This is a genomic window from Micromonospora sp. WMMA2032 (assembly GCF_002688545.1).
In the GTDB taxonomy this organism is placed as follows: Bacteria; Actinomycetota; Actinomycetes; order Mycobacteriales; family Micromonosporaceae; genus Micromonospora; species Micromonospora sediminicola.
Genome location: NZ_CP024052.1, coordinates 6,390,144 through 6,414,786 on the forward strand (window position 1 = coordinate 6,390,144; position 24,643 = coordinate 6,414,786).

Genomic DNA, 24,643 nt, shown 5'->3' on the forward strand with positions numbered 1-24,643 from the left:
GGGTGAGCCGGCACGCTCACCTCATCGACAGGAATTCCATGTTCTTCCTCATCTACACACTGCTGTTGCTGCTCGGCGGCATCGCCATGGTCGCCCTCGGCATCGCCGTCAAGGAGCAGGGGACCGGTTCCCGGATCCTCAACGTGGTCGTCGGGCTCGCCATGTTCGCCTACGGCTTCTATCTGTTCTTCCTCTTCGAGGGCGGCCGCTACCAGATCTTCTTCTACGTCTTCGTCCTGCCGATCCTGCTGGCCGTGCGGGCGGTGAAGGCCCGCAAGGAGGCCCGCGAGCAGGCCGCGGCGCACCAGTTCGCCGGCGCGCCGCAGCCCGGGATGTTCGCTCCGTCGGCGCACGGCCAGCCGGCTCCCGGCTACCCGGCTCCGGGTCAGGCGGGCGCCCCCTTCGGCGTGGCCGGACAGGGGCATGCGGCGCCGCCGCACGGCCAGCCGGTGGCGCCGCACGGTCCGGGCCAGCAGGGGCACCCGACCGCGCCGCACGCTCCGGGCCCGCAGGGAAACCCGACCCCGCCGCAGGGCTCCGGGCCGCAGGGGTACCCGACCGCTTGAGCAGGTACGCAGGCCGGTCGCCCGTCGTGGCGGCCGGCCTCTCCTCCGCTTGACCGGTAGGAAATCTCCTACCTATGCTGACGGGCATGTCCGTCAACCACGTGCAGATCGTCTCCGTACCCGTCAGCGACCAGGACCGGGCCCGCGACTTCTACGTCGACGTGCTCGGTCTGGATCTGGTGCGGGACAACCCGATGGGGCCCGGCGGCCGCTGGGTGCAGGTGGCCCCGAAGGGCGCCGCGACCACGCTGACGCTGGTCACCTGGTTCGACAGCATGCCCGCCGGCTCGCTCCGAGGGTTGGTGCTGGAGAGCGACGACCTCGACGCCGACGTCGCCCGGCTGCGCCAGCGGGGGGTCGTGTTCGCCGAGGACGGGATCCAGGTCGCGCCCTGGGGCCGGTACACCACCTTTGCCGACCCGGACGGCAACGGCATCGCGTTGCAGGAGACCCGTGTCTGAGCCGGACGTCTTCGCGGCCCTGGCCAACCCCACCCGGCGCGAACTGTTGCGGCTGCTCCGCGAGGAGGGGGAGCAGCCGGTGCAGCGGCTCGCCGACCGGTTCGACATGCGCCGACCCAGCCTGTCCGAGCACCTGCGGGTGCTCAAGGACGCCGGGCTGGTGACCGAGCAGCCGGTCGGGCGGCAGCGGTTCTACGCGTTGCGCCCCGAGCCGCTGCGCGAACTGGCCGACTGGCTCACCCCGTACGAGCGGTTCTGGCGCTCCCGCCTGGCCGGGTTGCGCGAGGTGCTGGACGAGCTGCCCGATGAGTGAACCGACGCGTATCGGGGTGGACCAGTTCCTGCCCCACCCCCCGGCCAAGGTGTGGCGGGCCCTGACCGATTCCGATCTCCTCGAACGGTGGCTCATGCCGAACGACTTCCGGGCGGTGCCGGGGCACCACTTCACCTTCCGCACGGTCGCGCGCCCCGGTCAGGGGTTCGACGGGGTGGTCCACTGCGAGGTGCTGGAACTTGACGAGCCACGGCGGCTGCGGTGGGCGTGGCGTGGTGGCTCGCTCGACACGGTGGTCACCTGGACGTTGGTCCCCGAGGGCAGGGGCACCCGGCTGTTCCTGGAGCACGCCGGTTTCGACCCGGACGACCCGCTGCAACGGCGGACGTTCACCCTGCTCGACGGCGGCTGGCGTACCCAGGTCTGGACCCGTCTCGCCGCCACGCTGACCGCACTGCCCTGACCGCCTGCAGGCCTGGATGCCGCACACCGTCAGCAGGGGTCGGGCTCTGCCGGCGGCGCGGTGGGTGGAACGTCGTGGGTGTGGGCGGGCCGGTGTGGCGCCTACGGTGTTCCACCGAGCCGGTGGAGCTGCGTGCCCGGCGAGTGTGGGTCGTTCACGTCATCGACTTCTCGGTCACGGACGGGACGTGGTTTCCGTCGCCTGTCGAGCTGATAACACCAACGACTCAGCGGCTGTGGGTGAGGGTGAGTCGTTGGTGTTATCAGCTCGACAGGGCGTTGGGGGTTATCGTCCGTCGGCACGGGGCACGGGGCACGGGGCACGGGGCGCGGGGCGCGGGGGTCAGGCCGGTGGCGGGACGAGGCGGGTGTGCAGCGCGGCCGGGTCGGCCACCTCGGGCAGGTCCCGGGCGGCGAGCCAGGCCGCGGCGGCGGCACCGTCCCCGGCGCTGTGCAGCGGGGCGTCCGGCCAGCGGACGGTCAGCTCGTACCGGACGGCGGTGGCCAACGGCGTGTCGCCGGTGAGCAGGCCACCGCCGAGCACCACCGGATCGGTCGCGCCGGCCGGGCGGATCCGGGAGACACTCTCGGCCAGCAGCGCGGCGGCCTCGCCGATCAGGGCGGCGGCGGTCGGCTCGCCCTCCCGGGCCGCCGTGACGACCAGCGGCGCGAGGCGGGCCAGGTCCACCGGTGGCCGCCGGGTCACCGCCTGTACGACCGCATCGGCGGTCGCCCGGGGTCGGGCGGCCACCTCGGTCGTGCCGGTCAGCTCCGTGAGCACGCGGCGGGCGAGCGCTCCCGGGGCGTCGGCCCGGTCCAGGTCGGTCAGGAGTCGGCGGACCGCCTCGCGGCCCAGCCAGAACCCGGAGCCGGCGTCGCCGAGCAGCCAGCCGTGGCCGTCGGCGGTGCGGTCCAGGCGCAGGTCACGTACCTGGGCGGCGATCGCGCCGGTGCCGGCGATGAGCACGGTGCCCTCTGGCGCGGCGGTCCCGGAGGCGTAGGCCACCAGGGCGTCACCGTGCACGGTGTACGGGCAGGCGAGCCCCGCCTCGGCCCAGGCCCGGTCGAAGGCGTCCCGGCCGTGCGGGTCGGCGAGGAGGCGGCCGGCGCCGGCGAGGCCGATCACGCCGGCGCGTACCCGGGTCGGGTCGACCTCGGCGAGCGCCGCGCGGAGGGCGGCGAGCAGTTCGGCGGCGGCCCGCTCGGCGCCGTGACTGGTCGGGTTGCCGCCGCCGGCGCGGCCGTCGCCCAGGCGTACGCCGTCGAGGTTCAGCGCGGTGGCGCGGGTGGACGTACCTCCGACGTCGAGGCCGACCACGACGGTGTCCGACATGGCTCCCATGCTGGTCGGCCGCGTTCCCGGACGCAAGATCGCGGCTGTGCGTCAGGTAACAGTTTGAAAACTTCGCCCACGCTCTTGACACGGAGGGGCCTTCAGTAAGAACTTTTACCACTAACAGTTAACACTCTTTCCGAAAGGCGTCCGATGGTTGATCACGAGGTGGACACCCCCGCGGGGACCGCGGTGGTCGACGCCGACGCGGTCGACCGGCGGGGTGCGGTGACCGTCTCCTCGGACGGGGTGCTGGCCAGGGTCCGGGCCGGCGCGGGGGAGCTGACGGGGGCGTTGCGCCGGGTCGCCGAGCACGTGCTCAGCGACCCGGAGGCGGCGGCCCGGGCCACCATCGTCGAGCTGGCCGAGCGCAGCGGCACGTCACCGGCGACCATCACCCGGTTCTGCCGGGCGATGGGCTTCGAGGGCTACGCCGACCTGCGACTCGGCATCGCCGCCGAGACCGGCCGGGCCCGGTCCGCCGGCTGGACCGTCGACATCGGTCGCGAGATCCAGCCCGGCGACCCGCTGTCCCGGGTGCTCGACCAGATCATGGCCGCCGACACGCGGGCCATGCACGACACCGCGGCGCTGCTCGACCTGCACGAGGTGGAGCGGGCGGCGGTGGCCATCGCCGGGGCCAGCCGGGTGAACATCTTCGGCGCCAGCGGCAGCGCGCTGGTCGGCGAGGAGATGCAGTTCAGCCTGCACCGCATCGGCGTCGCCGCCTGGGCCTGGAGCGACGTGCACGAGGGGCTGGCCAGCGCCGCGCTGCTCGGCGCCGGGGACGTCGCGCTCGGCATCTCGCACACCGGCCAGACCCGCGAGACCATCGAGCTGCTCGCCGAGGCGGGCAGCCGCGGGGCGACCACCGTCGCGCTGACCGGCTTCCCCCGCTCGCCGCTGGCCGAGTTGGCCGACATCGTGCTGGTCACCGCCAGCCAGGCGACCACGTTCCGGCCGGACGCGCTCTCCGCCCGGCACCCTCAGCTCGTCGTGCTCGACCTGCTCTACATCGCGGTGGCGCAGCGCACCCACGACCGCGCCCACGCGGCCTTCCGGCGTACCGCCCAGGCCGTCGACGGGCACAAGGCCGCGAAGGGGTCCCACACATGATCAGTGCCCAGCGGTACGCGGACGCCGTCCGCCCGGTGCTCGACCGGCTGGTCGACAGCCAGGCCGCCGTGGTGGACCGGGCGGCCGACCTGATCGCCGGCGGCCTGCGCGCCGGCGGCGTCCTCCAGGCGTTCGGCGCCGGCCACTCGGAGGCGTTCGCCGCCGAACTGGTGGCCCGCGCCGGTGGCCTGGTCCCCACCAACCGACTCTCCCTGCACGACCTCGTGCTGCACGGCGACGCGCCCCGCGACGTGCTCGCCGACCCCAAGCTGGAACGCGACCCGGCGGTGGCGCACCAGCTCTACGCCCTGGCGGCGCCGCAGCCGGAGGACGTGTTCGTGGTCGCCTCGCAGTCCGGCATCAACGGCTCCGTGGTGGAGCTGGCGACGCTGGTCAAGCGGGGCGGCCATCCGTTGATCGCGGTCACCTCGGTCGAGCACACCGCCCGGGTCGCCCCTCGGCACCCGTCCGGGCAACGGCTCGCCGACCTCGCCGACGTCGTGCTGGACAACGGCGCGCCGTACGGCGACGCACTGCTGCCGCTCGAGGGCGGCGGCGCGGTCTGTGCGGTCTCGTCGGTCACCGCGGCGCTGTTGGCGCAGCTGCTGACCGCCGAGGTCGTACGACGGTTCCACCAGGCCGGAGAGGTACCCCCTGTCTACCTCTCCGCCAACGTCCCCGGTGGGGACGAGCACAACCTCGCCCTCGAGTCGCGGTACGCCGGGCGCCTCCGGCGGACCGCCTGACCCGACACCACAAGGAGAGACAAGATGTCGGTTACCCCCGAGAAGTCCGGCGACCTCAGCCGCCGGACCCTGTTGCAGCGCGCCGCCGCGGCCGGCCTGATCGCGGTCCCGGCCGCCGGTCTGCTCAGCGCCTGCGCCGGCAGCGAGCCGAGCAAGTCCGACGGCGGCGGCGCGGCCAAGAGCAAGGACAACCCGTTCGGCGTCAAGGACGGCAGCGCCGTCAAGGTGGTCGTCTTCAACGGTGGCCTGGGTGACCAGTGGGCCAAGGAAGACAAGGTCATCTTCAACGCCAAGCACGCGAACGTCACGGTCAACATGTCTTCCACCCAGAAGATCAAGACCGAAGAGCAGCCGAAGATGGCGACCCAGCCGAGCGACCTGGTGATGAACTCGGGCGCCGACATGATGGACCGCAGCACGCTGATCAACGAGGGCGCCATCGAGCCGCTCGACGACCTGCTCACCGCGCCGGCGTGGGACGGCGAGGGGACGGTGGCCGACTCGCTGCTGCCGGGCACCGTCGCCGACGGCACCCAGAACGGCAAGTTCTACGTGGTGAACGTGGCCTACACGGTCTGGGGCAACTGGTACAACGCCGCGCTCTTCAAGAAGGAGGGCTGGACCGCCCCGACCACCTGGGACGAGTTCTTCGCGCTGGCGCCGAAGATCAAGGCCAAGGGCATGGCGCCGTACGTGCACGACGCGGCGCACGGCTACTACCCCCGGTGGGCGCTGTTCGCGAGCATCTGGAAGGCCGTCGGCAAGCAGGCCGTCGTCGACATCGACAACCTGAAGGACGGCGCCTGGAAGGCCGACGGTATCGTCGCCGCGCTGGAGCCGTGGGAGAAGCTGGTCAAGGACAAGCTGCTCCTGCCGGGCAAGCTGGACCACACCCAGTCGCAGCAGGCGTGGCTGGACGGCAAGGCGGCGTTCATCCAGGTCGGCACCTGGCTGAAGAACGAGATGTCGGCGACCATCCCGCCGGGCTTCGAGCTGACCATCTCCGACTACTGGAGCAAGCCGGGCGACAAGGCCGCCAAGGACGTCTTCGCCTCCTCCGGCGAGGGCTTCGTGGTGCCCAGCAAGGCGCCGAACAAGGAGGCCGCGAAGGAGTTCCTGCGGGCCATCCTGTCCAAGGCCGGTTCGGCGAAGTTCGCCGAGCTGACCAAGTCGCTGGCCTCCACCAAGGGCTCCGGTGACAACGTCCAGGACAGCGCGCTGGCCAGCGCGAACAACCTGGTCAAGGGCGGCAGCGGAGAGCTGATCTCGGTGAAGTTCCCGGACTTCTACGCCGACCTGGACAAGGAGAGCCAGAACCTCTCCGAGGAGCTGATGGCCGGCCGGCTCACCGCGCAGCAGTTCGTCGACAAGATGCAGGTGGCCGCGGACAAGGTCGCCAAGGACTCGTCGATCAAGAAGCAGACCCGCACCGCCTGACATCGTCGAGGAAGTGAGTCCAATGCGGCACGGAGTCGCGCGTTTCGTCACGGGCTTCCTGGCCCTGCCCGTCGCGCTGTACCTGTTCTACGTGGTGTGGCCGTTCGCCCAGGCGGCGGGCTACTCGCTGACCGACTGGGGCGGGTACTCGGATTCCCAGAACTTCGTCGGGCTGGACAACTACGTCCGACTGTTCTCCGACGAGCTGATCCGGAAGGCGTTCTGGCACAACGTGTTCTTCCTGGTCACCGTGCCGCTGTTCACGATCGCGCTGGCCCTGTTCCTCGCGTTCCTGCTCAACGTGGGCGGACGCGAGGACAGGGCCGGCATCCGCGGAGTGTTCGGCTCCGGGATCTACAAGGTGATCTTCTTCTTCCCGCAGGTGTTGTCGCTGGTCGTCATCGCGGTCATGTGGCAGCAGATCTACCGGACCGACGGGCAGGGTCTGATCAACGGCCTGCTGATCAAGATCGGACTGGTGGACGCGGACAACCCGATCGCGTTCACCGCCGACCCGGAGCCGTTCCTCGGCGTGCCCGCGGTGCTGTGGTGGTTGCTGCTCATCGCGGTGTGGAGCGGCGCCGGCTTCTACATGGTGCTGTTCTCCGCCGCCATGCAGTCGATCCCGAAGGACATCTACGAGGCGGCGATCCTCGACGGCGCGGGTCGTTTCCACACCTTCTTCCGGGTGACCCTGCCGCTGCTGCGGGACAGCATCTCGGTCGCCTGGGTCTACCTCGGCTTCATCGCGCTGGACATGTACGCGCTGGTCTTCGTCATGACGCCGAGCCAGGGCGGCCCGAACCACGCCAGCGAGATCTTCGCCTCGGTGATCCAGTTCAACGCGTTCCAGAAGGGCCAGTTCGGCTACGCCTGCGCCATCGCCGTCGCGCTGGCCATCTTCACCATCCTGCTGGCCGCGCTCCAGTTGCGGATCACCCGCCGTGAGCGGATCGAGTTCTGAGGAGGTTTGGACGATGAGCACGGTGACGCACTCCTCCGGCCGGACCCGACCCGACACGGAGCCGCCGTCCGGCCCGCCGACGGGGCGGCGGGTCAAGGGCGCCGGCAACGGCCTCGGCGGCCGGTTCTTCAACGGCTTCTCCCACCTGTTCCTCGCGGTCTGGGCGATCATGGTGGTCTACCCGCTGCTGTGGGTGGTGATGTCGGCGCTCAAGACGGACTCGGAGGTGATCCGCGAGCCGCTGTCGCTGATCCCCGCCGCGTTGCAGTGGGACAACTTCGCCCGGGCCTGGACGGCCGGGATCGACAGCTTCTTCCTCAACACGCTGCTCGTGCTCGTCTTCAGCGTGTCCCTGACGATGCTGCTCGGTTCGATGGCCGCGTACGCCCTGGCGCGCTACGAGTTCCGCGGCAACCGGCTGATCTACTGGATGTTCCTGTCCGGGTTGACCCTGCCGATCTACCTGGCCGCGGTGCCGCTGTTCAAGGGCGTCTACAACACCGGGGTCAGCCTGCCGCTGCTCGGCCCGAACAAGCACCTCATGCTGATCCTCGTCTACGTGGCGTGGTCGCTGTCGTTCACGATCTTCTTCATGCACTCGTTCTTCCGGACGCTGCCCGACTCGATCGCCGAGGCGGCCCAGGTCGACGGGGCGTCGCACACCCGTACGTTCTTCAGCGTGATGCTGCCGATGGCCAAGCCCGGCCTGATCAGCATCGGCATCTTCAACGTGCTCGGCCAGTGGAACCAGTGGTACCTGCCGACGCTGCTCATGCAGTCGGTCGCCGGTGAGCCGAAGCACCAGGTCATCGCGCAGGGTCTGATCGAGCTGTCGGTCAACCAGGGCTACAAGTCCGACTGGTCCGGCTTGTTCGCCGGCGTCACGATGGCGATGCTGCCGGTGCTGATCGTGTACATCGTCTTCCAGCGCCAGGTGCAGTCCGGTCTCACCGCCGGCGTCAGCAAGTAGCACCCGCCCGCCCCCTCCCGCCCCCGGCGAAGGAAGGGCCCCTTCTTAACCGCCGTTGTTAAGAAGGGGCCCTTCCTCTACCGGAGGCGTTAAGAAGGGGCCCTTCCTTTCCCGCACGGCGTGTCGGTGGGGCGAGGCAGAATCACCTCCGTGCTGGTGGCGGTGGTGGCGGACGAGCGGGGCGGCGGCGTGCTGCAACCGCTCGACGCCAGCGGTCGCCCGGCCGGCCCGGCCGAGGAGGTCGTCGACCTGGCCGGCGCGGTGGCCGCCCGCGAGGCCGCCGACCGGCCCCGCTGGGTGTGGGCCACCGGCGGCGGCGTCTACCCGGGGTTGCTGCGTGCCGGCGTCCGGCTCGACCGCTGCCACGACGTGGAGCTGACCGAGGCGCTGCTGCTCGGGCACGCCGGCCGCTGGGGCGAGCCGCGGGCGCTGCCCGCCGCCTGGGCCCGGCTGACCGGCGCGCCGGTCCCGCCGGATCCGGCGCCCCGCCCGCCGGAGCCGCCCGGGCACGGCCAGGCCGCGCTCTTCGAGCCGCCGTCCGGCCCCGCGGGCCCGGGCGTCCCGGCCCTGACCAGGGTGTACGCCGACCAGCTCGCCCGGATCGCCGCGACCGCCCATCCCGGCCGGTTCCGGCTCCTGGTGGCCGCCGAGTCGGCCGGTGCGCTGGTCGCCGCCGAGATGGGCGCGGCCGGGCTGCCCTGGCGGGTCGACGTGCACGACGCGATCCTGGCGGAGCTGCTCGGCGAGGCGTCCCCGGTGGGTGGGCCACCGCGCCGGCTGGCCGAGCTGCAGGCGCGGATCGCCGCCGCGTTCGGCGTACGCCGGTTGCACGCCGACTCGCCCGCGGAGCTGTTGCGGGCGTTCGCCCGGGCGGGTGTGGAGCTGCCCAACACGCGGGCCTGGGTGCTGCGGGGGGTGGAGCACCCGGCGGTGCCGCTGGTCCTCGAGTACAAGGAGCTCTACCGGATCTGGACGGCGCACGGCTGGGCCTGGCGCGACGCCTGGGTGTCCGGCGGCCGGTTCCACCCGGAGTACGTGCCGGGTGGCGTGGTGTCCGGCCGGTGGGCCACCCGGGGCGGCGGGGCGTTGCAGATCCCGAAGGTGATCCGCCGGGCCGTGGTGGCCGACCCGGGTTGGACGTTCGTGGTGGCCGACGCGGGCCAGCTCGAACCGCGGGTGCTCGCCGCGGTCTCCGGGGACGAGCGGCTGGCCGCCGCGGGCGGCGCCGGCGACCTCTACGCGGCGCTGGCCCGGGACGCCTTCGGCGGTGACCGGCCCCGGGCCAAGGTGGCGCTGCTCGGCGCGATGTACGGGCAGACCGGCGGTGCGGCGGTGCCGGCGTTGGCGGTGTTGCGGAAGAACTACCCGACCGCGTTCGGCTACGTCGAGGCGGCCGCCCGCACCGGCGAGGCCGGCGGGCTGGTCCGGTCGTGGCTGGGCCGCACCTGCCCGCCCGGTTCGGTCGGTTTCGCCGACGGGGACGACGCGGCGCCGGACGGCGAGGTGGATCCACACAGCCCGTCGGCCCGGGCGGCCCGGTCGCGGGGGCGCTTCACCCGCAACTTCGTCATCCAGGCCACCGCCGCCGAGTGGGCCTCGACGCTGCTGGCCACGCTGCGCACCGAGCTTGCCGGCACCGGGGCGGAGCTGGTCTTCTTCCAGCACGACGAGGTGATGGTGCACTGTCCGGACGGTCAGGCCGCCGCCGTCGCCGAGGCAGTGACCGCGGCCGGCGAGCGGGCCACCCGGCTGTTGTTCGGCGACACGCCGGTCCGCTTCCCGCTCGACCTGTCCACGGTGGACTGCTACGCCGACGCGGCTTAGTCCCACAATTTTCCGATTTGCCCCGCTACCCGGCCCTGATCGTGCTCGTTGGGTCCGGTGTGCGTACGACGGGACGGACCGGGCGCGGCTGTGCCCGGTCCGTCCCCCTGGTCGAGGGGGCACCGCTGAACCGGATCGCTGCAATGATCATCGCCGCTGGTGGCGGCCGCCGCATCGGCGGCCCCGAGGCGTTGCTGCACCAGGGCGAGAAGCCGCTGGTGAGCCAGATGATCGACACGATGACCGCGGCGGGCTGCGCGGACGTCGTGGTCGTGCTGGGCGCGGCGGCCGAACAGGTGCGGCAGACCACCGACCTCACCGGCGCCACCGTGGTGGTCAACCGGGCCTGGGGGACCGGCGTGGGCTCCTCGATCCGGGCCGGGCTGGCCGCGTTGACCGACGACGGCATCGAGGCGGTCGTCGTGGTGCCGGTGGACATGCCCGGGCTCACCGCGACGGCGGTCCGCCGGGTGACCGCGCTGCCGTACCCGGACGTGCTGGTCTGCGCGACCTACGACGGCCTGCGCGGCTACCCGATGCTCTTCGGCCGCCGACACTGGTCCGGCATCGCCACGCTGGCCAGCGCCGACGTCGGCGCCCGGCCCTACCTGCTGGCGCACAAGGACCAGATCGTCGACATCGCCTGCGACGCGGTGGCCGACGGCAGCCGGATCGACAGCCCGGAACTGATGGCGCTCTACGGGCTGTCCATCCCCGAGCAGCGCGTCGGCGCCTGAGGGGTAAGGAAGGGCCCCTTCTTAACGCCTGCGGTAGAGGAAGGGCCCCTTCTTAACAAGCGCGCACAGTGGGTGTCGGACCCCGGTGCCAGGATGTGACGGTGGCCTACGACGAGGACCTGGCGAACCGGGTGCGGGAGCTGGTCGGGCGCGAGCCCGGCGTCACCGAACGGCGCATGTTCGGCGGCTTGGCGATGATGCTGCGCGGCAACATGTCGGTGGTGGTGCGCGGCGCCGGCGGCCTGATGGTGCGCGTCGATCCGGCCGACACCGAGGCGGCGCTGGCCGAGCCCGGCGCCGGGGCGACCGTGATGCGCGGGCGGCCGATGCGGGGCTGGGTGACCGTCGACCCCGCCGCGTGCGAGCGCGACGCCGACCTGGCCCGCTGGGTCGACCGAGGGGTCCGCTCCGCCCGGGCCCTGCCGGCGAAGTAGCCCGCCCGATATTCGGCTGCGGATGGCCCCGCTCCGCCCTACGCTCCCGACCTGTCGACAGACGCTCGGACGGCGGATCGGAGATGAGCACCGCGATGACGAGTCACCTCTACGCGATCAGTGTCGACGCGGCGGAGCCGCTGCGGCTCGCCCGGTTCTGGTCGGGGGTGCTGGGTCGGGAGATCGTCGACGACCCGCGCGAGGGGGTCGCGCTCCTGCCCGACGGCGACCCCGGCTTCCGCGTCCGCTTCCTCCGGAACCCCACTCCGAAGACCACGCAGAACCGGGTGCACTTCGACCTGACCAGCGGATCCCCGCGGGACCAGCGGGAGACGGTGGCCCGGGCGTTGGCCCTGGGCGGGCGGCACATCGACATCGGGCAGGGCCCCGACGACGGGCAGGTGGTGCTCGCCGACCCCGAGGGCAACGAGTTCTGCGTCATCGAGGCGGACAACACCTTCCTCGCCGGCTGCGGGCCGATCGGCGCGGTCAACTGCGACGGCACCCGGGCGGTCGGCTACTTCTGGCGCGCGGCGCTGGGCTGGCCGCTGGTCTGGGACCAGGACGAGGAGACCGCGATCCAGTCGCCGGGCGGCGGCGCGAAGGTCACCTGGAGCGGCCCGCCGCTGATGCCGAGCGACGGACGGGACCGGCTGCACCTCGACGTCGTCCCGTCGGGCGGCGACCGGGACGCGGAGGTCGACCGCCTGGTCGCGCTCGGCGCGACCCGGGTCGGCACGGGCCGGCACACGGCCGACGACGTGGTGCTCGCCGACCCCGACGGCACCGAGTTCTGCGTGCTGACGCCCCGCTGACGCGAGGTGCCTCGCGTTCGCTACCGTCCGCGGGGGACGACACCCCGACGGGGAGGGAGCGTCGTGGTCGCTCGTCATCTGGTGGGCATGGCCACCGCCTGGCTCGTGGTCCTCGGCGAGGCGGTCGTCGGCTACCTCGGCCTGCTGTCGTACGCGCTGGTCACCGACGCCGACCCGGGCGGGCCGCTGGCCGGTCCGCTGCTGGTGCTGGTCGCGGCGGTGGTCGGCCTGGCCCTGCTGCCGCTGCTCTTCCTGCCCGCGGTGGCCGTCGCAGAGGTGGCGGGCCGGCGCCGGGGAGTGGTCGCGACGTCGGCGCTCGCCGGGGCCGCCGCGATCGTCCTGGCCGTCGGCTACGCCGTCGCCGCGTCGGTCGCCACGGACGTTCCCGCCGCCCGGATCCCGGTCGTGGCGGGGCTCGCCGCGCTCGCGGTCCTTCCGCCGACGGCCGCGTACGCCCTCGCCGCCCGTGGCGTCGGGCGACTCCGGAGCCGCCCTGGGTGGGTGCGGCGCGCCGTCGCCCGGTGAGGCGTCGGCTCAGGCCAGGTCGAACAGCGCGGCCGCGTTGCCCCAACAGACCGCGCGCAGCCAGTCGTCGCCCAGGTCCAACCGGGCCAATCCGTCGAGCTGCTCGGCGTACGGGTAGGGGATGTTCGGGAAGTCGCTGCCCAGCAGCACCTTGCCGGCCAGGCCCAGCTCGCGCAGCCGGGGTCGCTGCGTCGGCGGGAACGGCACGAACCGGTCGAAGAACGAGGTGAAGGCCATGGTGGTGTCGAGCCTGACCTCGGCGTACCGGTCGGCCAGGTCGAGGAACGCGACATAGTCGGGCGCGCCGAGGTGGGCCACGACGGTGGCCAGCCGGGGGTGCCGGGCGAGCAGCGCGGCGAACGGTTCCGGCCCGGTGTGCGCGGTGCCCACCGGGGCGTGCCCGGCGTGCACGACCACCGGCACGCCGGCGTCCGCGAGCAGGCCCCACACCGCGTCCAGGGCCGGGTCGGTGGGTCGGAAGCCGCCCACCTGCACGTGCACCTTGAACACCCGGGCGCCGGCGGTGAGGGCGTCCGCGACGTACCGGGCGGCGTCCGGCTCGGGGAAGAACGTCGCCGACGGCAGACACCCCGGGGTACGCGCCGCGAAGTCCAGCGTCCACCGGTTCAGCGACTCGGCCATGCCGGGCCGGTGCGGGTACGCCAGCGCGGTGAACGCCCGCACGCCGAGCCGGCCCAGGTACGCAACCCGGGTGTCGTCGTCCCAGCGGTAGCGGATCGGCCACTCGGTGCCGACCAGCGGGCCGGCCGCGTCGAAGTAGGCCCACACCTTGGCCAGCAGGCGGGGCGGCAGGAAGTGGGTGTGCACGTCGGCCAGGCCGGGCAGCCCGAGCCGCTGCCAGAACGCCGGCACCGCCTCGTCCTCGACCGGTGCCGGGAAGGCCCCGGTCACACCTGGATGTCGAAGCGTTGCAGCACCGACGGCGCGACCAGCCCAACCGCGGCGAGCACGGCCAGCACGGTCAGCGCGGCCCGCAGCACGACCGTCTCGGCCTTGCTGCCGGTGCGCAGCGCGATCTTGTTGGGCAGCCCGATCATGGTCCACATCCGGCGTCTGATCGGGATCGGCCAGAGGATCGGCACGCCGGCGCGGGTGATCATGTCGCCGAGGATGTGCACGAAACAGCCCACCCCCATGGCGAGGCCGATCATCGGATAGCCCCGGTCGCCGGGCAGGTTGGCGAACGTGAACCAGGCCGCGGCGGCGGACACCAGCGTGACCACGACCCAGCCGGCCCGTTCCGCCCACTCGTCGAAGAGCCCGCGCAGCGCCAGGCCGATCATGAAGAACAGGATGCCGACCACCGCCCACTTGCCGTAGTGGGCGCAGAGCGCGGTGGTGCCCCACCCGACCAGCACGGTGAACGGGATCGTGTGGGTCAGCGTGCGGTGCCCGTTGTTGCGGCGCGGGTCCTTGCTGAGCTTGGTGGCGTAGTAGACGCCGAGGGAGATCTTCTCCATCACCTCGGCGACGAAGAGGCTGAACACGCCGAACGTCCGGGCGACGGTGGCGCCGCCCTGGTTGCGGGTGACCTTGCCGGAGAGGTCGAGGTCGGGAAAGAGCGCCCCGCCCGCGCAGACCGCGGTGCCCACCGCCAGTGCCAGCGGCGTCTGGTGGTAGTCGGCGAACTGGTCCAGCGCCCAGGAGCCGGTCAGCCACACCGCCGCGCCGGACAGCGCGTGGGATGGTCCCATCATCTCGGCTCGCCCTCCCCAGAGATCTTGATCGAGAAAACTACGCCACTGTAGTCAGGCCGTGCGACGGCGGGGCATCATCCGGACGGTCCACTGGGGAGGGGCACCGGGACGTCCCGGTGGCGCCCGCCGGATCACCAGGAAGTATGTCGCCCCGGCCCGGCCCGCCGGCCCCGACTGTCGGTGATGAGACGCCTGCCGGTCACCCCGCGGTACGGGTGGGCCGGATCGGCCGGATGCTCTCGCGGATCAGCGCGAACTGCGCGGCGGCGGCGGGCCAGTCGGCGTCGGAGGTGGTCCACCCCAGCGTCCAGCCGGCCTCCTCGCCGGGCAGCACCCGCAAGGCGTGCATGCGTTCGCCGTACGGCGCGGTCCACCGGCACTCCCACTCCGCGCCGTCGCCGTCGGCGGCCAGCCGCACCCTCTCGTACTGGAACAGCCGGCCGGCGGACGTCAGGTCCCGCTCGGACGACCGCAGCCGGCCGACCGGGTCTCCGCCCGGGTAGGGCTCGACGCCCAGGATGCGACGGGTGGCCGGGTCCTGGAAGCAGGTGGTGTCGCCGGAGCGCAGCTGGAGCCAGCCGGCGGGCAGGGCGATGTGGAACCCGCCGGCGTCGGCCGGCCAGACCCAGCCGGCGGGCACGGTGACCGCCGGGTCGGCCGGTGGCGGGCCCTTCTGCACGGGGGTGCCCGCCACGTCGGGCCGGATGCAGGGGAACGGCGGGGCCGGCACGCCGCCGGGCCCGCCGGGTGGTCCGGGCGGGCGGTCCCAGGGCTGGCCGGAGCCCTCGCCGCGCCGGTCGTCGTCCGGCGGGTGCGCGTGGTCGTCGGTGACGGCGAGCGCGGTGCCGACCCCGGCGGCCACGGCCAGCGCCGCGGCCGCCGCCGCCAGGCCCCAGCGTCGGGCCGCCGCCGCGCCCGCGCCGCCGTCCGTCCGACCGCCCCCGGGAGCACCGGGAGCGGTTCCGGCGCGCACGCCGCCGCCGAGGACCGGGTCGCCGGATGTGCCGCCGTGGCCGGCCTCGCCGCCGCGCGTGGGCACCCTACCGAGGTCGTCGGGGCGTACGGGGAGCGCGCCGCTTCCCGCACGGCCGCCGCGCAGCACGCCGGTGTCCACGGGGCCGCTGTGGGTGACCGGGGCGGGACCGGGTGGCGGCGACGCCTGCCCGCCGGTGTGCACCGGGCTGAGGGCGTCGGCCCGGGCCTGAGGGCCCTCCGGCCCGGTCGGGCTGCCCGGGTCCACGAAGCTGGTCAGGACCGTGGGGCCGAGGCTGCCGCTCGGACGGTCGGTGGTCTCCCGGGGCGGCCCGCCACGACCCGTCCGGGCCGACCCGTCGGGCTGGCCCGGTTCGACCGGCCCGGACCGTTCGACCGGTTCGGTCGACGACTCGGTGGCGTCCGCCTCGCCGGGCGGCGCCCATTCGCTGCGCAGGGCCGCCCGACTCCAGGCGCGCGCGGCGGCGGCGGGCGGCATCAGGTCGGGATAGTCGACGGGCGGCCCGGCCGCCGTGCCGGTGCTGTCCCAGCCGTCCGCGTCGGTCCGGTCCGGCTCGTGGGTCCGGTCCGGCTCGTGGGTCCGGCCCGGCTCGTGGGTCCGGCCCGGCTCGTCGGTCCGGCCCGGCGGGTCGGCTGCGCCGGCGGACCCGGTCCGCGCCGGCACGTCCGCGCCGGCCGACCGGCCGGGCGCCTCGCCGGCCGACCGGGCCGACCGCCCGGCGGCCGCCCGATCCGCCACGTCGGCGCCCGGCACGTCGGCGTCCGGCGCGGTGGCGGCGGTGAGCAGCCGGGCCGTCTCGTCGTGGCCGAGCCGGTTGCGGGGGTCGCGGCGCAGCAACCCGACCAGCACCGGCATCAACGGACCCGCGTGCGGGGCCGGGTCCGGGGGCTGGCTGGCCAGCGCGGCCAGCGTGGCCATCGCGGTGCTGCGGGCGTACGGCGAGCGGCCCTCCACCGCCGCGTGCAGCGTGGCGCCCAGCGACCACAGGTCCGCCTCCACGCTGGACGCACCCTCGGCGGCGCGTTCCGGGGCCACGTACTGCGGGGAGCCCAGGACGAGCCCGGGACGGGTCATGGCCCCGTCGCCGCCCTCGAACACGGCCAGCCCGAAGTCGGTGAGCAGGACCCGGCCGTCGCGGGCCAGCAGCACGTTGGCGGGCTTCACGTCGCGGTGCAGCACCCCGGCCTCGTGCGCGGCGCGCAGCGCGGCGAGGACGGCCAACCCGATCCCGGCGGCCCGCCGGGGCGGCAGCGGGCCGTCGCTCTCGATGATCTCCTGAAGCGAGCGGGACGGAACGTACTCCATGATCAGCCACGGGTCGCCCTGGACCCGGACCACGTCGTAGACCCGCACCACGTTGGGGTGGCTGAGCCGCGCGGCCGTCCGCGCCTCGCGCAGCGTGCGCGCGCGCAGCTCGTCCCGCTCGTGCTCGGCGAGCCAGTTCGGCGGCACCACCTGCTTCACCGCCACCTCGCGGTGCAGCTCCTCGTCCCGAGCGCGCCAGACCTGGCCCATCCCGCCGCGGCCGACCAGCTCGAGCAGGCGGTACCGCCCGGCGATCACTACCTCCCGCACCGCACTCCTCACCGCTGGTCGTGGTCCACAATAGCCAACGGATCGGACGGTACCTATCGTTCGTCGGGGCGGCGTCCCTAGCTCGCCGCGCCGGCCAGCAGATTTCCGTCCGGAATGGCGATGGCGGACCGGTTGCCGGCCAGCAGCGCGGCGGCCCGGCGGGCCTGGAACGTGTGGTGCTCCCGGCGGGCGGCGGCGTAACTCCCGGCGGTGCGGGCGGCGATGGCCGACCAGGCGTAGCGCCGGGTCACCATGGTCCGCGCCCGGCGCGCCACCCGGCGGGCGAAGACCTCGTCGCCGAGCAGCCGGTCGACCGCGCCGGCCAGCGCGTCCGGGTCGCCGTGCGGGAAGGTCACCCCGGTCACGCCCGGTTCGACGATCTCGGCCAGCCCGCCGGTGCGCGCCACCGCGAGCGGCGCGCCGGCGGCTGCCGCCTCCAGCGCGATCATCCCGAACGGCTCGTAGAGGCTGGGGATCACCGTGGCGTCGGTGGCGGCGAGCACCGCCGGGAGCTGGGTGGCGTCCAGGAAGCCGGCGAACCGGACCGTGTCGCCCAGGCGCAGCCGGTCGACCTGGTCGACCAGCTCGTCCCGGTACGGGCCGTCTCCGGCGATCACCACCCGCAGCCCCGGGTGCCGGTCGGCCAGGTGCGGCACGGCGTGCACCAGGTGCTGCACGCCCTTCTCGTAGACCAGGCGGCCGGCGTACCCGATCAGCGGCCCGCCGGCGGCGAAGCGCGCCCGGGCCGAGGCGACCGCGTGCGGACGGGCCCGCCAGGCCCGGTCGTCCACGCCGTTGGCGACCACGTCGATCCGGCCGGACGGCACGTCGAACAGCCGGGCCACCTGCTCCCGCATGTAGCCGGAGCAGGCGATCACCCGGGCCGAGGCGTTGCTCAGCCAGTGCTCGACGCCGTGGATGGTGCGGTTCATCTCCGCCGGCAGCCAGCCCTGGTGCCGGCCGGCCTCGGTCGCGTGGATGGTGGTCACCAGCGGCACGTCGAGGTGTTCGGCCAGGGTGACGGCGGTGTGCGCGACCAGCCAGTCGTGGGCGTGGATCACGTCGTAGCCGCCGGAGCCGGCGGCGCGCAGGGCGGCCCGGGTGAGCGTGTGGTTGAACGCCATCGTCCAGGCCAGCAGGGAGTCGGTGGCCAGCGGGAACCGGACCGGGTCCTCGGCCGCGCGGACGATGCGGACGCCGTCGGCGTACTCCTCCAGCCCGACGCCGTCGGCGTGCCGGGTGACCACGGTGACCTCGTGCCCGGCGGCGGCCAGGGCGACGGAGAGCGCGTGCACGTGGCGGCCGAGCCCACCGACGAGCACGGGTGGGTACTCCCAGGAGAGCAGCAGCACCCGCAGGTGCCGGGCGGGCTGGATGTCGATCACTTCGGCGTCAGCTGACACGCGGCCCCCTTTGAGTTGTGGTGTCCCCGCCCCGCGGCGTCGCCGCGGGGTTCCGGTGGGGTCGCCACCCATCCTGCCCAGGGGTCGATAACCAGCGGCGACGCGCCGGTTGCCGGTCTGTAACGCGTTACCGGCGGGCGCGCCGCGCGCGCAGCAGCTCCGCCACCGACCACGCCTGGAACGGGCAGCCGGTGGCGGCGTGCGGCGCGGCGCCGTCGGCGGTCTCGCTGACCGAGCCGAGGCCGACCTCGGTGAGGTGCCCCTCCAGGCCCACCAGCAGGTCGTCGGTGGGCAGGCCGGCCCGGCGGTACGCGTCCAGCAGCGGCCCGGTCAGCCACGGCCAGACCGTGCCCTGGTGGTAGGCGGAGTCCCGCTCGGCCGGACCGCCCCGGTGCCGCCCGACGAAACCGGGGGAGTCGGGGGCGAGGCTGCGCGGCCCGAGCGGGGTGACCAGCGCCTCGGCGACGCGGCGCAGCGTGGCCTCGTCCGGCTCCAGCGGCGCGTACGGCAGGGACCAGGCGAGCAGCTGGTTGGGGCGCAGCAGGTCGTCGTCGTGGTGCGCGGCGCCGCCCAGCGGGTAGGCGGGCGCCGGGGCGTCCACCACGTCGTGCAGCCAGCCGGCCGGCGCGGGGAAGCGGGAGCGGAACGACGTGGTGGCCCGGGAGTGCAGGTCCCACAGCGCGCCGGCGTCCCGACCGGCCAGCTCGGTCAGCTCGGCGAGCCCGGCCAACCCGTTGACCCACAGCGCGTTGACCTCGACCGGCTTGCCGGTGCGCGGGGTCACCGGCACGCCGTACACGCGGGCGTCCATCCAGGTCAACGCCACGTCCGGCGGGCCGCCCTGGGTGAGCAGCCCGTCGGCCGGGTCGACGCCGATGCCGTAGCGGGTGCCGGCCACGTGCGCCTCCACCACGCCGTGCAGCGCGGGCAGCAGCTCGTCGCCCAGGTCGGTGTCGCCGGTGACCGTGACGTGCCGGGCGACCGCGTGCAGGAACCACAACGTGCCGTCGACCGTGTTGTGTTCGACCCGGCCGGTGTCGGCGGTGTTCGCCAGCATGCCCTCCGACAGCGTGCCCGCGTACGCCCGCAGCAGCTCGCGGCCCTCGTCGGCGCGGCCGGTGCAGAGGAACAACCCCTCGTAGGAGATCATCGTGTCCCGCGACCAGGCGCCGAACCAGGGGTAGCCGGCCACCACGTCCGGGCCGGTGGCGCCGCGCACCACGAACGCGTCGGCGGCCAGCGCGAGCGTCGCCTCGACCGCGTCCTCGGGCTTCGCCGCGGCCACCACCGCGCGGTGGCGCCGCCGGGCCGCCTCGACGACGGCGGTCGCCGGCGGCGGCTCCTCGGCCAGGTCGTCCGCCCAGGCCAGCACCGTCACCGTCGCCCCCGGCTCGTCCAGCGCGCCGGAGAACCGACCGGCGTACCAGAGGTCCTCGTCCGGGTGCAGGCCGCGGGCCGCCTCCTCCCGGTGGCGCACCCCGTGCCACCACTGGCCCTCCGGCGTCCAGTCCGGCCCGGCGAGCCGGAACGCGCCGTCGACCACCGCGCCGCCGGCCGCTGGCTCCAGCCGGGGCGCCGGCCCGTCGGCCCGCCGCTCGCCGTGGGCGTCCCGCCAGGTGCAGGCCGCGGCCAGGTCCAGCCGGACCGGGCCGCCGGAGACCAGCCGGTGTACCACGGCGACGCACGACCGGCCGTACGTCATGGCGATCTCCCGCTCGATCACCACCTCGCCGATCCGCCACCGCCAGCGCGGCAGCCCGTCGGCCAGGTCGAAGCGTTCCAGCAGCTCGAAGCCGCGCGGGTCGACCACCCCGGAGGACCACTCGTGCGCGCCGAGCCGGACCTGCCGCCCCGACGGCAGGGTCACCGCCGGGTCGAGGCTGGCCAGTCCCACCTTGCGGGACGCCGGCGTTTCGCCCGCCACCACGAGCAGGCCGTGGTAGCGGCGGGTGCGCAGCCCGGCGACGGTGCCCATGGCGTAGCCGCCGCGCCCGTCCGTGACCAGCCATTCCCGGCCGGCGGACGCGGACAGGTCACCACAGACCTGCGGGCCGAAGCGGATGTCGATCAACTTTCCTCCACCGGCAGCGAGGTGTGACATGCCACGGCGACAATGGCCGCTGTGGAGAAGTACCCCGGAGGCGTCGAAGATGTGCGGGTGATCACCGACCGCCCGACCTCCGCGACCTCCGACCCCGAGCGGCACCGGCTCGCCCAGGCCGACGCCGGGGAGCAGGACTGGCGCGCATGGGGCCCCTATCTGTCCGAGCGGGCGTGGGGGACGGTACGGGAGGACTACAGCGAGCACGGCACGGCCTGGGACTACTTCCCCCACGATCATGCGCGGTCCCGAGCCTACCGGTGGAACGAGGACGGCATGGCGGGCGTCTGCGACGACCGGCAGACGTTCTGCTTCGCCCTGGCGCTGTGGAACGGGCGGGACCCGATCCTCAAGGAGCGCATGTTCGGCCTCGGCGGCGACGGCGGCAACCACGGCGAGGACGTCAAGGAGTACTGGTGGTACGAGGACTCCACCCCCACCCACTCCTTCATGCGGTGGCGCTACCACTACCCGCAGGCCGCCTTCCCGTACGACGAGCTGGTCGCGGTGAACGCGCTGCGCGGCCGGGACGACACCGAGTACGAGCTGGTGGACACCGGCATCTTCGACGACGACCGGTACTGGGCGGTCACCGTCGACTACGCCAAGGCGTCGCCGACGGACATGTGCCTCCTGGTCACCGTCGCGAACCGGGGTGACGAGGACGCCACCCTGCACGTGCTGCCCACGCTCTGGTTCCGCAACACCTGGGCCTGGGGGCTGCCCGGCGGCGAGCGGGTCCCGCGGCTGGTCGGATCCGGCTCCCGGCTGGTCGGCGAGCACTGGGTGCTGGGCCAGCTGCTGCTGGAGGGCGACGGCGACCCGACCCCGCTGCTCTGCGACAACGAGACCAACGCCGAGCGGCTGTGGGGGCTGGCCGGGCGGTCCGCGTACCCGAAGGACGGCATCAACGACCACGTGGTGGCCGGCGCCACCACCGTCAACCCGGAGCGCACCGGCACCAAGGGCGCGCTGCACTACGTGCTCGACGTGCCGGCCGGCGGGCAGCGGCAGATCCGGCTGCGGCTGACCCGCACCGCGCCGCCGCCGGCCGGCGACCCGCCCGCCCCGGCCGACCTCGGCGACGGCTTCGACACCGTGCTCTGGGCCCGGCGGGCCGAGGCCAACCGGTTCTTCGACAGCCTGATCCCGGCCGCCGCCACCGCCGACGAGGCCCTGGTCGCCCGTCAGGCGATCGCCGGGCTGATGTGGGGCAAGCAGTTCTACCACTTCGACGTCAAGCGGTGGCTGGAGGGCGATCCCGGCTCGTCGCCGCCGGCCGGCCGCCGGCACGGGCGCAACAGCGCCTGGTGGCACATGAACAGCTTCGACGTGATCTCCATGCCGGACCCGTGGGAGTACCCCTGGTACGCGGCCTGGGACCTGGCCTTCCACTGCGTCACCATCGCCCGGGTGGACCCGGCCTTCGCCAAGGAGCAGCTGCTGCTCCTGCTCCGCGAGTGGTACCTGCACCCCAACGGCCAGATCCCGGCGTACGAGTGGGCGTTCGGGGACGTGAACCCGCCGGTGCACGCCTGGGCCGCGCTGAAGGTGTTCGAGATCGACGGCTCGCGGGACCACGAGTTCCTCGCCCGGGTGATGCACAAGCTGCTGCTCAACTTCACCTGGTGGGTCAACCGGAAGGACACCGGCGGCAACAACGTCTTCGAGGGCGGCTTCCTCGGGCTGGACAACGTCGGCCCGTTCGACCGCTCGGCCGCGCTGCCGGTGGCCGGGGTGCTGGAGCAGTCCGACGGCACCGGCTGGATGGGCATGTACGCGCTCAACCTGCTCGACATGGCGATCGTGCTGGCCGAGCACGACCGGGCCTACGTCGACACCGCGACGAAGTTCTTCGAGCACTTCGCGTACATCGCCGCGGCCGCGTACGACCAGGGGCTGTGGGACGACGAGGACGCGTTCTTCTACGACGTGCTGCGGCTGGCCGACGGCACGCAGGTGCCGCTGAAGGTGCGCTCGGTGGTCGGGCTGCTGCCGCTGGCGGCGGTGACCCGGCTCACCGCCCGGACCATGCGCCGCCTGCCCGAGCTGGGCGCCCGGCTGCGCTGGTTCCTCACCAACCGTCCCGAGTACGCCGAGGTGATCGGCGCCCGCCGGCTCGGCCCGGACGGCCGTCAGCAGCGCCTGCTGTCGATGGTCGGCCCGGAGCAGGTGGTGCGGCTGCTGGCCCGGATGCTCGACACCGACGAGTTCCTCTCCGAGTACGGCCTGCGCACGCTCTCCCGCGCCCACCTGGACAAGCCGTTCACGGTCACGCTCGGCGGGCAGGAGTTCAGCGTCGGCTACGAACCGGCCGAGTCCACCAGCGGGCTGTTCGGCGGCAACTCCAACTGGCGCGGCCCGATCTGGATGCCGACGAACTTCCTGCTGATCAGCGCGCTGCGCGACTACGCCGCGTTCTTCGGCGACGACCTCCAGGTGGAATATCCGACCCGGTCCGGGGTCAAGCGCACCCTCGACGAGATCGCCGACGACCTGTCGGCCCGGCTGATCTCGCTGTTCACCCGGGACGGGTGGGGCCGGCGGCCGATCTACGGCGCCGCGCAGCTGTTCCAGACCCACCCGGACTGGCGGGACCTGATCTGCTTCCCGGAGTACTTCCACGGCGACAACGGCGCCGGTCTGGGCGCCTGGCACCAGACCGGGTGGACGGCGTTGGTCGCCGACCTGATCCTCACGCTGCGCCGCTGAGCGCGGGACGCGCCGGCTCCGGCGCGCCCCGCGCCGGCTAGGGCAGCGGGAGGAACGCCACCCGGGCGTGGTACTCGCGGGCGAACGTCTCGGTGTCGCTGCCCACCCACAGGCCCCGGTCGGTGGCGTACAGCTCGGCGGTGCCGACGCCCCGCGCCTTGGTCGGGTTCCACGGCAGCGCCCGGCCGGTGGTCGGGTGGATCGCGCCGATGCCGGGCCGGGACACCGCGCCGGCGCCGGCGGAGTTGCGGCCCAGGGGGTTGTCCAGCCAGCGCTGGTGCCCGCCCACGTAGACCGCGGCGCCGGTGACCGCCACCGAGAGCAGCGTGTCGCCGCCGGTGTAGTTGGCCCAGGTCGGCTGCTTGCCGGCGGTGGCGGCGCCGAACTCGAACCGGGCCGCGGTGTCGCAGAGCGTGCCGGGGAACGGCCCGCCGGTGGTGACCACGACGAACCAGCTGCCGTCCGGCGCGATGTCGACGCCGCGCAGGTAGGCGGGCATCGTCCTGGCGCACGGCGGCTGGTAGCGGTCGGTGGACCAGCCGGAGAGCGTGGCCCCGGCGGCGGTCAGGTCGGCCACCGCGAGCTGGTGCCGCGCCACGCCCGCCACGGTGCTGAAGTTGCCGGCGAGGACCAGCTTCCGGCCGTCGGGGGAAACGTCCAGCGCCTCGACCTTGACCGGCGCGGTCGCCCCGGAGCTGGTCACCCGGGGTCCGGCCAGGCGCAGGTCCACCGACGGGTCCGCGGCGCCGGTGGTGGCGTCCACCGCCGCCAGGCCACGCCGGGTCACCCCGCCGACGGTCTGGAACGCGCCGCCGACGACCAGCCGACCGCCGACCAGGCGTACGTCGTTGACCTGGTTGTTGAGGGCCGGCGGGGTGAACCCGGCGACCCGGGCGCCGGTGGCCGCGTCGATCCGGGCCAGCCGGGACGCGGCCACGCCGCCGACAGTGGTGAACGCGCCACCGACGTAGAGCGAGCGGCCGTCCGGGGCGGCGGCCAGCGCCCGCACCGCGCCGTTGACCCGCGGCCGGAACGTGGTGTCGATCCGGCCGGTGGTCGCGTCGAGGGCCACCAGCCGGGGCATCGCCAGCTGGGCCGACTGCCCGGCGTTGCGGACCGTGGTGAAGGTGCCGGCGAGGTAGACCCGGTTGCCGATCTGCAGGATCCGGGTCACCGTGCCGTCGAGCGCGTGCGGGGTCCAGTCGACCGGGTCGGCGCCGACCACGGTGGTGTGCGCGGCGTTGACGGCGAGGGCCGGAGTCGTCGGGAGCGCGCCGACCACGGCGGCGATCGTGGCCGCCACGGCGACGACCGCGCGTCGCCGGCGACGGGTGCGGGACGGTGGTGCTGGGGCGGATGCGGTCGTCATCGCCGAAGCATGCCGCCCGAGCAGGCGTTCCGCAGTCGGGTAGCCGCCCCTGACCGGCCGCCGAACGGCCGGTCCGCGTGCCCGACCGGTGGTGGGGCGAGGCCCCG

Annotated in this window: 22 protein-coding genes; 15 read left to right on the plus strand and 7 right to left on the minus strand. The window is 73.9% G+C overall.

Annotated elements, in window-relative coordinates; translation table 11 throughout:
• Positions 1-38 precede the first annotated feature (38 nt).
• From CO540_RS29665 to CO540_RS29680, 4 genes are all read left to right on the plus strand, one after another.
• Positions 39-566, plus strand: a complete 528-nt coding sequence (locus CO540_RS29665; protein WP_099164456.1) for a hypothetical protein — start codon at positions 39-41, stop codon at positions 564-566.
• Between the two features lie 86 nt (positions 567-652).
• Positions 653-1,027: a VOC family protein gene (locus CO540_RS29670; RefSeq protein ID WP_172967967.1), complete on the plus strand. Its 375-nt coding sequence runs from the start codon at positions 653-655 to the stop codon at positions 1,025-1,027.
• Positions 1,020-1,340 (plus strand): helix-turn-helix transcriptional regulator, encoded by a 321-nt coding sequence (locus CO540_RS29675; RefSeq protein WP_091573500.1) that lies wholly within the window; start codon positions 1,020-1,022, stop codon positions 1,338-1,340. Before CO540_RS29670 ends, CO540_RS29675 begins: the two co-directional genes overlap by 8 nt.
• Complete coding sequence (locus tag CO540_RS29680) at positions 1,333-1,764, plus strand: SRPBCC domain-containing protein (protein WP_099164457.1); 432 nt, start codon at positions 1,333-1,335, stop codon at positions 1,762-1,764. Before CO540_RS29675 ends, CO540_RS29680 begins: the two co-directional genes overlap by 8 nt.
• 342 nt (positions 1,765-2,106) lie before the next feature.
• On the opposite strand, the gene CO540_RS29685 is transcribed toward CO540_RS29680, so the two are convergent.
• Positions 2,107-3,096: an N-acetylglucosamine kinase gene (locus CO540_RS29685; protein WP_099164458.1), complete on the minus strand. Its 990-nt coding sequence runs from the start codon at positions 3,094-3,096 to the stop codon at positions 2,107-2,109.
• Between the two features lie 153 nt (positions 3,097-3,249).
• Between CO540_RS29685 and CO540_RS29690 the strand changes: the two genes are divergently transcribed.
• The 10 genes from CO540_RS29690 (at position 3,250) to CO540_RS29735 (ending at position 12,664) form a co-directional block, all read left to right on the plus strand.
• On the plus strand, positions 3,250-4,212 hold the full coding sequence (locus CO540_RS29690; protein WP_098747939.1) for a MurR/RpiR family transcriptional regulator: 963 nt from the start codon (positions 3,250-3,252) through the stop codon (positions 4,210-4,212).
• On the plus strand, positions 4,209-4,958 hold the full coding sequence (locus CO540_RS29695) for a sugar isomerase domain-containing protein (RefSeq protein ID WP_098747937.1): 750 nt from the start codon (positions 4,209-4,211) through the stop codon (positions 4,956-4,958). The genes CO540_RS29690 and CO540_RS29695 overlap by 4 nt, the downstream gene beginning before the upstream one ends.
• Positions 4,959-4,982: 24 nt before the next feature.
• Positions 4,983-6,395, plus strand: coding sequence for an N-acetylglucosamine/diacetylchitobiose ABC transporter substrate-binding protein (gene ngcE / locus CO540_RS29700; protein WP_091573505.1), 1,413 nt, complete (start codon positions 4,983-4,985; stop codon positions 6,393-6,395).
• A gap of 22 nt (positions 6,396-6,417) precedes the next feature.
• Complete coding sequence (locus CO540_RS29705; protein ID WP_091573506.1) at positions 6,418-7,359, plus strand: carbohydrate ABC transporter permease; 942 nt, start codon at positions 6,418-6,420, stop codon at positions 7,357-7,359.
• A gap of 13 nt (positions 7,360-7,372) precedes the next feature.
• Positions 7,373-8,329: a carbohydrate ABC transporter permease gene (locus CO540_RS29710; protein ID WP_099164459.1), complete on the plus strand. Its 957-nt coding sequence runs from the start codon at positions 7,373-7,375 to the stop codon at positions 8,327-8,329.
• 120 nt (positions 8,330-8,449) lie between these two features.
• A complete protein-coding gene (locus tag CO540_RS29715) occupies positions 8,450-10,153 on the plus strand; it encodes a bifunctional 3'-5' exonuclease/DNA polymerase (protein ID WP_172967968.1) in 1,704 nt (567 codons plus the stop codon).
• 143 nt (positions 10,154-10,296) lie between these two features.
• On the plus strand, positions 10,297-10,890 hold the full coding sequence (locus CO540_RS29720) for an NTP transferase domain-containing protein (protein WP_099164460.1): 594 nt from the start codon (positions 10,297-10,299) through the stop codon (positions 10,888-10,890).
• A 101-nt stretch (positions 10,891-10,991) separates the two neighbouring features.
• Positions 10,992-11,324 (plus strand): TfoX/Sxy family protein, encoded by a 333-nt coding sequence (locus CO540_RS29725; protein WP_099165024.1) that lies wholly within the window; start codon positions 10,992-10,994, stop codon positions 11,322-11,324.
• A gap of 95 nt (positions 11,325-11,419) precedes the next feature.
• Positions 11,420-12,139, plus strand: a complete 720-nt coding sequence (locus CO540_RS29730; RefSeq protein WP_099165025.1) for a VOC family protein — start codon at positions 11,420-11,422, stop codon at positions 12,137-12,139.
• Between the two features lie 63 nt (positions 12,140-12,202).
• Entirely contained in the window at positions 12,203-12,664 is a 462-nt protein-coding gene (locus tag CO540_RS29735) for a hypothetical protein (protein WP_253866282.1), read from the plus strand.
• Positions 12,665-12,673: 9 nt separating this feature from the next.
• On the opposite strand, the gene CO540_RS29740 is transcribed toward CO540_RS29735, so the two are convergent.
• The 5 genes from CO540_RS29740 to CO540_RS29760 all read right to left on the minus strand — a co-directional run bounded on the left by CO540_RS29740 (position 12,674) and on the right by CO540_RS29760 (position 20,425).
• Positions 12,674-13,576, minus strand: a complete 903-nt coding sequence (locus CO540_RS29740) for an amidohydrolase family protein (RefSeq protein ID WP_253866284.1) — start codon at positions 13,574-13,576, stop codon at positions 12,674-12,676.
• A complete protein-coding gene (locus CO540_RS29745; protein ID WP_091573510.1) occupies positions 13,573-14,382 on the minus strand; it encodes a metal-dependent hydrolase in 810 nt (269 codons plus the stop codon). The genes CO540_RS29740 and CO540_RS29745 overlap by 4 nt, the downstream gene beginning before the upstream one ends.
• A 199-nt stretch (positions 14,383-14,581) precedes the next feature.
• Entirely contained in the window at positions 14,582-16,951 is a 2,370-nt protein-coding gene (locus CO540_RS29750; protein ID WP_099164461.1) for a serine/threonine-protein kinase, read from the minus strand.
• A gap of 77 nt (positions 16,952-17,028) precedes the next feature.
• A complete protein-coding gene (locus CO540_RS29755) occupies positions 17,029-18,354 on the minus strand; it encodes a glycosyltransferase family 4 protein (protein ID WP_172967969.1) in 1,326 nt (441 codons plus the stop codon).
• A 127-nt stretch (positions 18,355-18,481) separates the two neighbouring features.
• Positions 18,482-20,425, minus strand: coding sequence for an amylo-alpha-1,6-glucosidase (locus CO540_RS29760; RefSeq protein ID WP_099164463.1), 1,944 nt, complete (start codon positions 20,423-20,425; stop codon positions 18,482-18,484).
• A gap of 42 nt (positions 20,426-20,467) precedes the next feature.
• Here CO540_RS29760 and CO540_RS29765 point away from each other — a divergent pair, with 42 nt between their 5' ends.
• A complete protein-coding gene (locus tag CO540_RS29765; protein ID WP_099164464.1) occupies positions 20,468-23,167 on the plus strand; it encodes a glucosidase in 2,700 nt (899 codons plus the stop codon).
• 37 nt (positions 23,168-23,204) lie between these two features.
• Here the strand turns inward: CO540_RS29765 and CO540_RS29770 are convergent, their stop codons facing one another.
• Complete coding sequence (locus CO540_RS29770) at positions 23,205-24,536, minus strand: hypothetical protein (protein ID WP_253866285.1); 1,332 nt, start codon at positions 24,534-24,536, stop codon at positions 23,205-23,207.
• Positions 24,537-24,643 lie beyond the last annotated feature (107 nt).

Coding starts and splice junctions, on each gene's coding strand:
- CO540_RS29665 (WP_099164456.1), top strand. CDS start 39: ATGTTCTTCCTCATCTACACACTGCTGTTGCTGCTCGGCGGCATCGCC.
- CO540_RS29670 (WP_172967967.1), top strand. CDS start 653: ATGTCCGTCAACCACGTGCAGATCGTCTCCGTACCCGTCAGCGACCAG.
- CO540_RS29680 (WP_099164457.1), top strand. CDS start 1,333: ATGAGTGAACCGACGCGTATCGGGGTGGACCAGTTCCTGCCCCACCCC.
- CO540_RS29685 (WP_099164458.1), bottom strand. CDS start 3,096: ATGTCGGACACCGTCGTGGTCGGCCTCGACGTCGGAGGTACGTCCACC.
- CO540_RS29690 (WP_098747939.1), top strand. CDS start 3,250: ATGGTTGATCACGAGGTGGACACCCCCGCGGGGACCGCGGTGGTCGAC.
- CO540_RS29695 (WP_098747937.1), top strand. CDS start 4,209: ATGATCAGTGCCCAGCGGTACGCGGACGCCGTCCGCCCGGTGCTCGAC.
- ngcE (WP_091573505.1), top strand. CDS start 4,983: ATGTCGGTTACCCCCGAGAAGTCCGGCGACCTCAGCCGCCGGACCCTG.
- CO540_RS29705 (WP_091573506.1), top strand. CDS start 6,418: ATGCGGCACGGAGTCGCGCGTTTCGTCACGGGCTTCCTGGCCCTGCCC.
- CO540_RS29710 (WP_099164459.1), top strand. CDS start 7,373: ATGAGCACGGTGACGCACTCCTCCGGCCGGACCCGACCCGACACGGAG.
- CO540_RS29720 (WP_099164460.1), top strand. CDS start 10,297: ATGATCATCGCCGCTGGTGGCGGCCGCCGCATCGGCGGCCCCGAGGCG.
- CO540_RS29730 (WP_099165025.1), top strand. CDS start 11,420: ATGACGAGTCACCTCTACGCGATCAGTGTCGACGCGGCGGAGCCGCTG.
- CO540_RS29745 (WP_091573510.1), bottom strand. CDS start 14,382: ATGATGGGACCATCCCACGCGCTGTCCGGCGCGGCGGTGTGGCTGACC.
- CO540_RS29765 (WP_099164464.1), top strand. CDS start 20,468: ATGGCCGCTGTGGAGAAGTACCCCGGAGGCGTCGAAGATGTGCGGGTG.
- CO540_RS29770 (WP_253866285.1), bottom strand. CDS start 24,536: ATGACGACCGCATCCGCCCCAGCACCACCGTCCCGCACCCGTCGCCGG.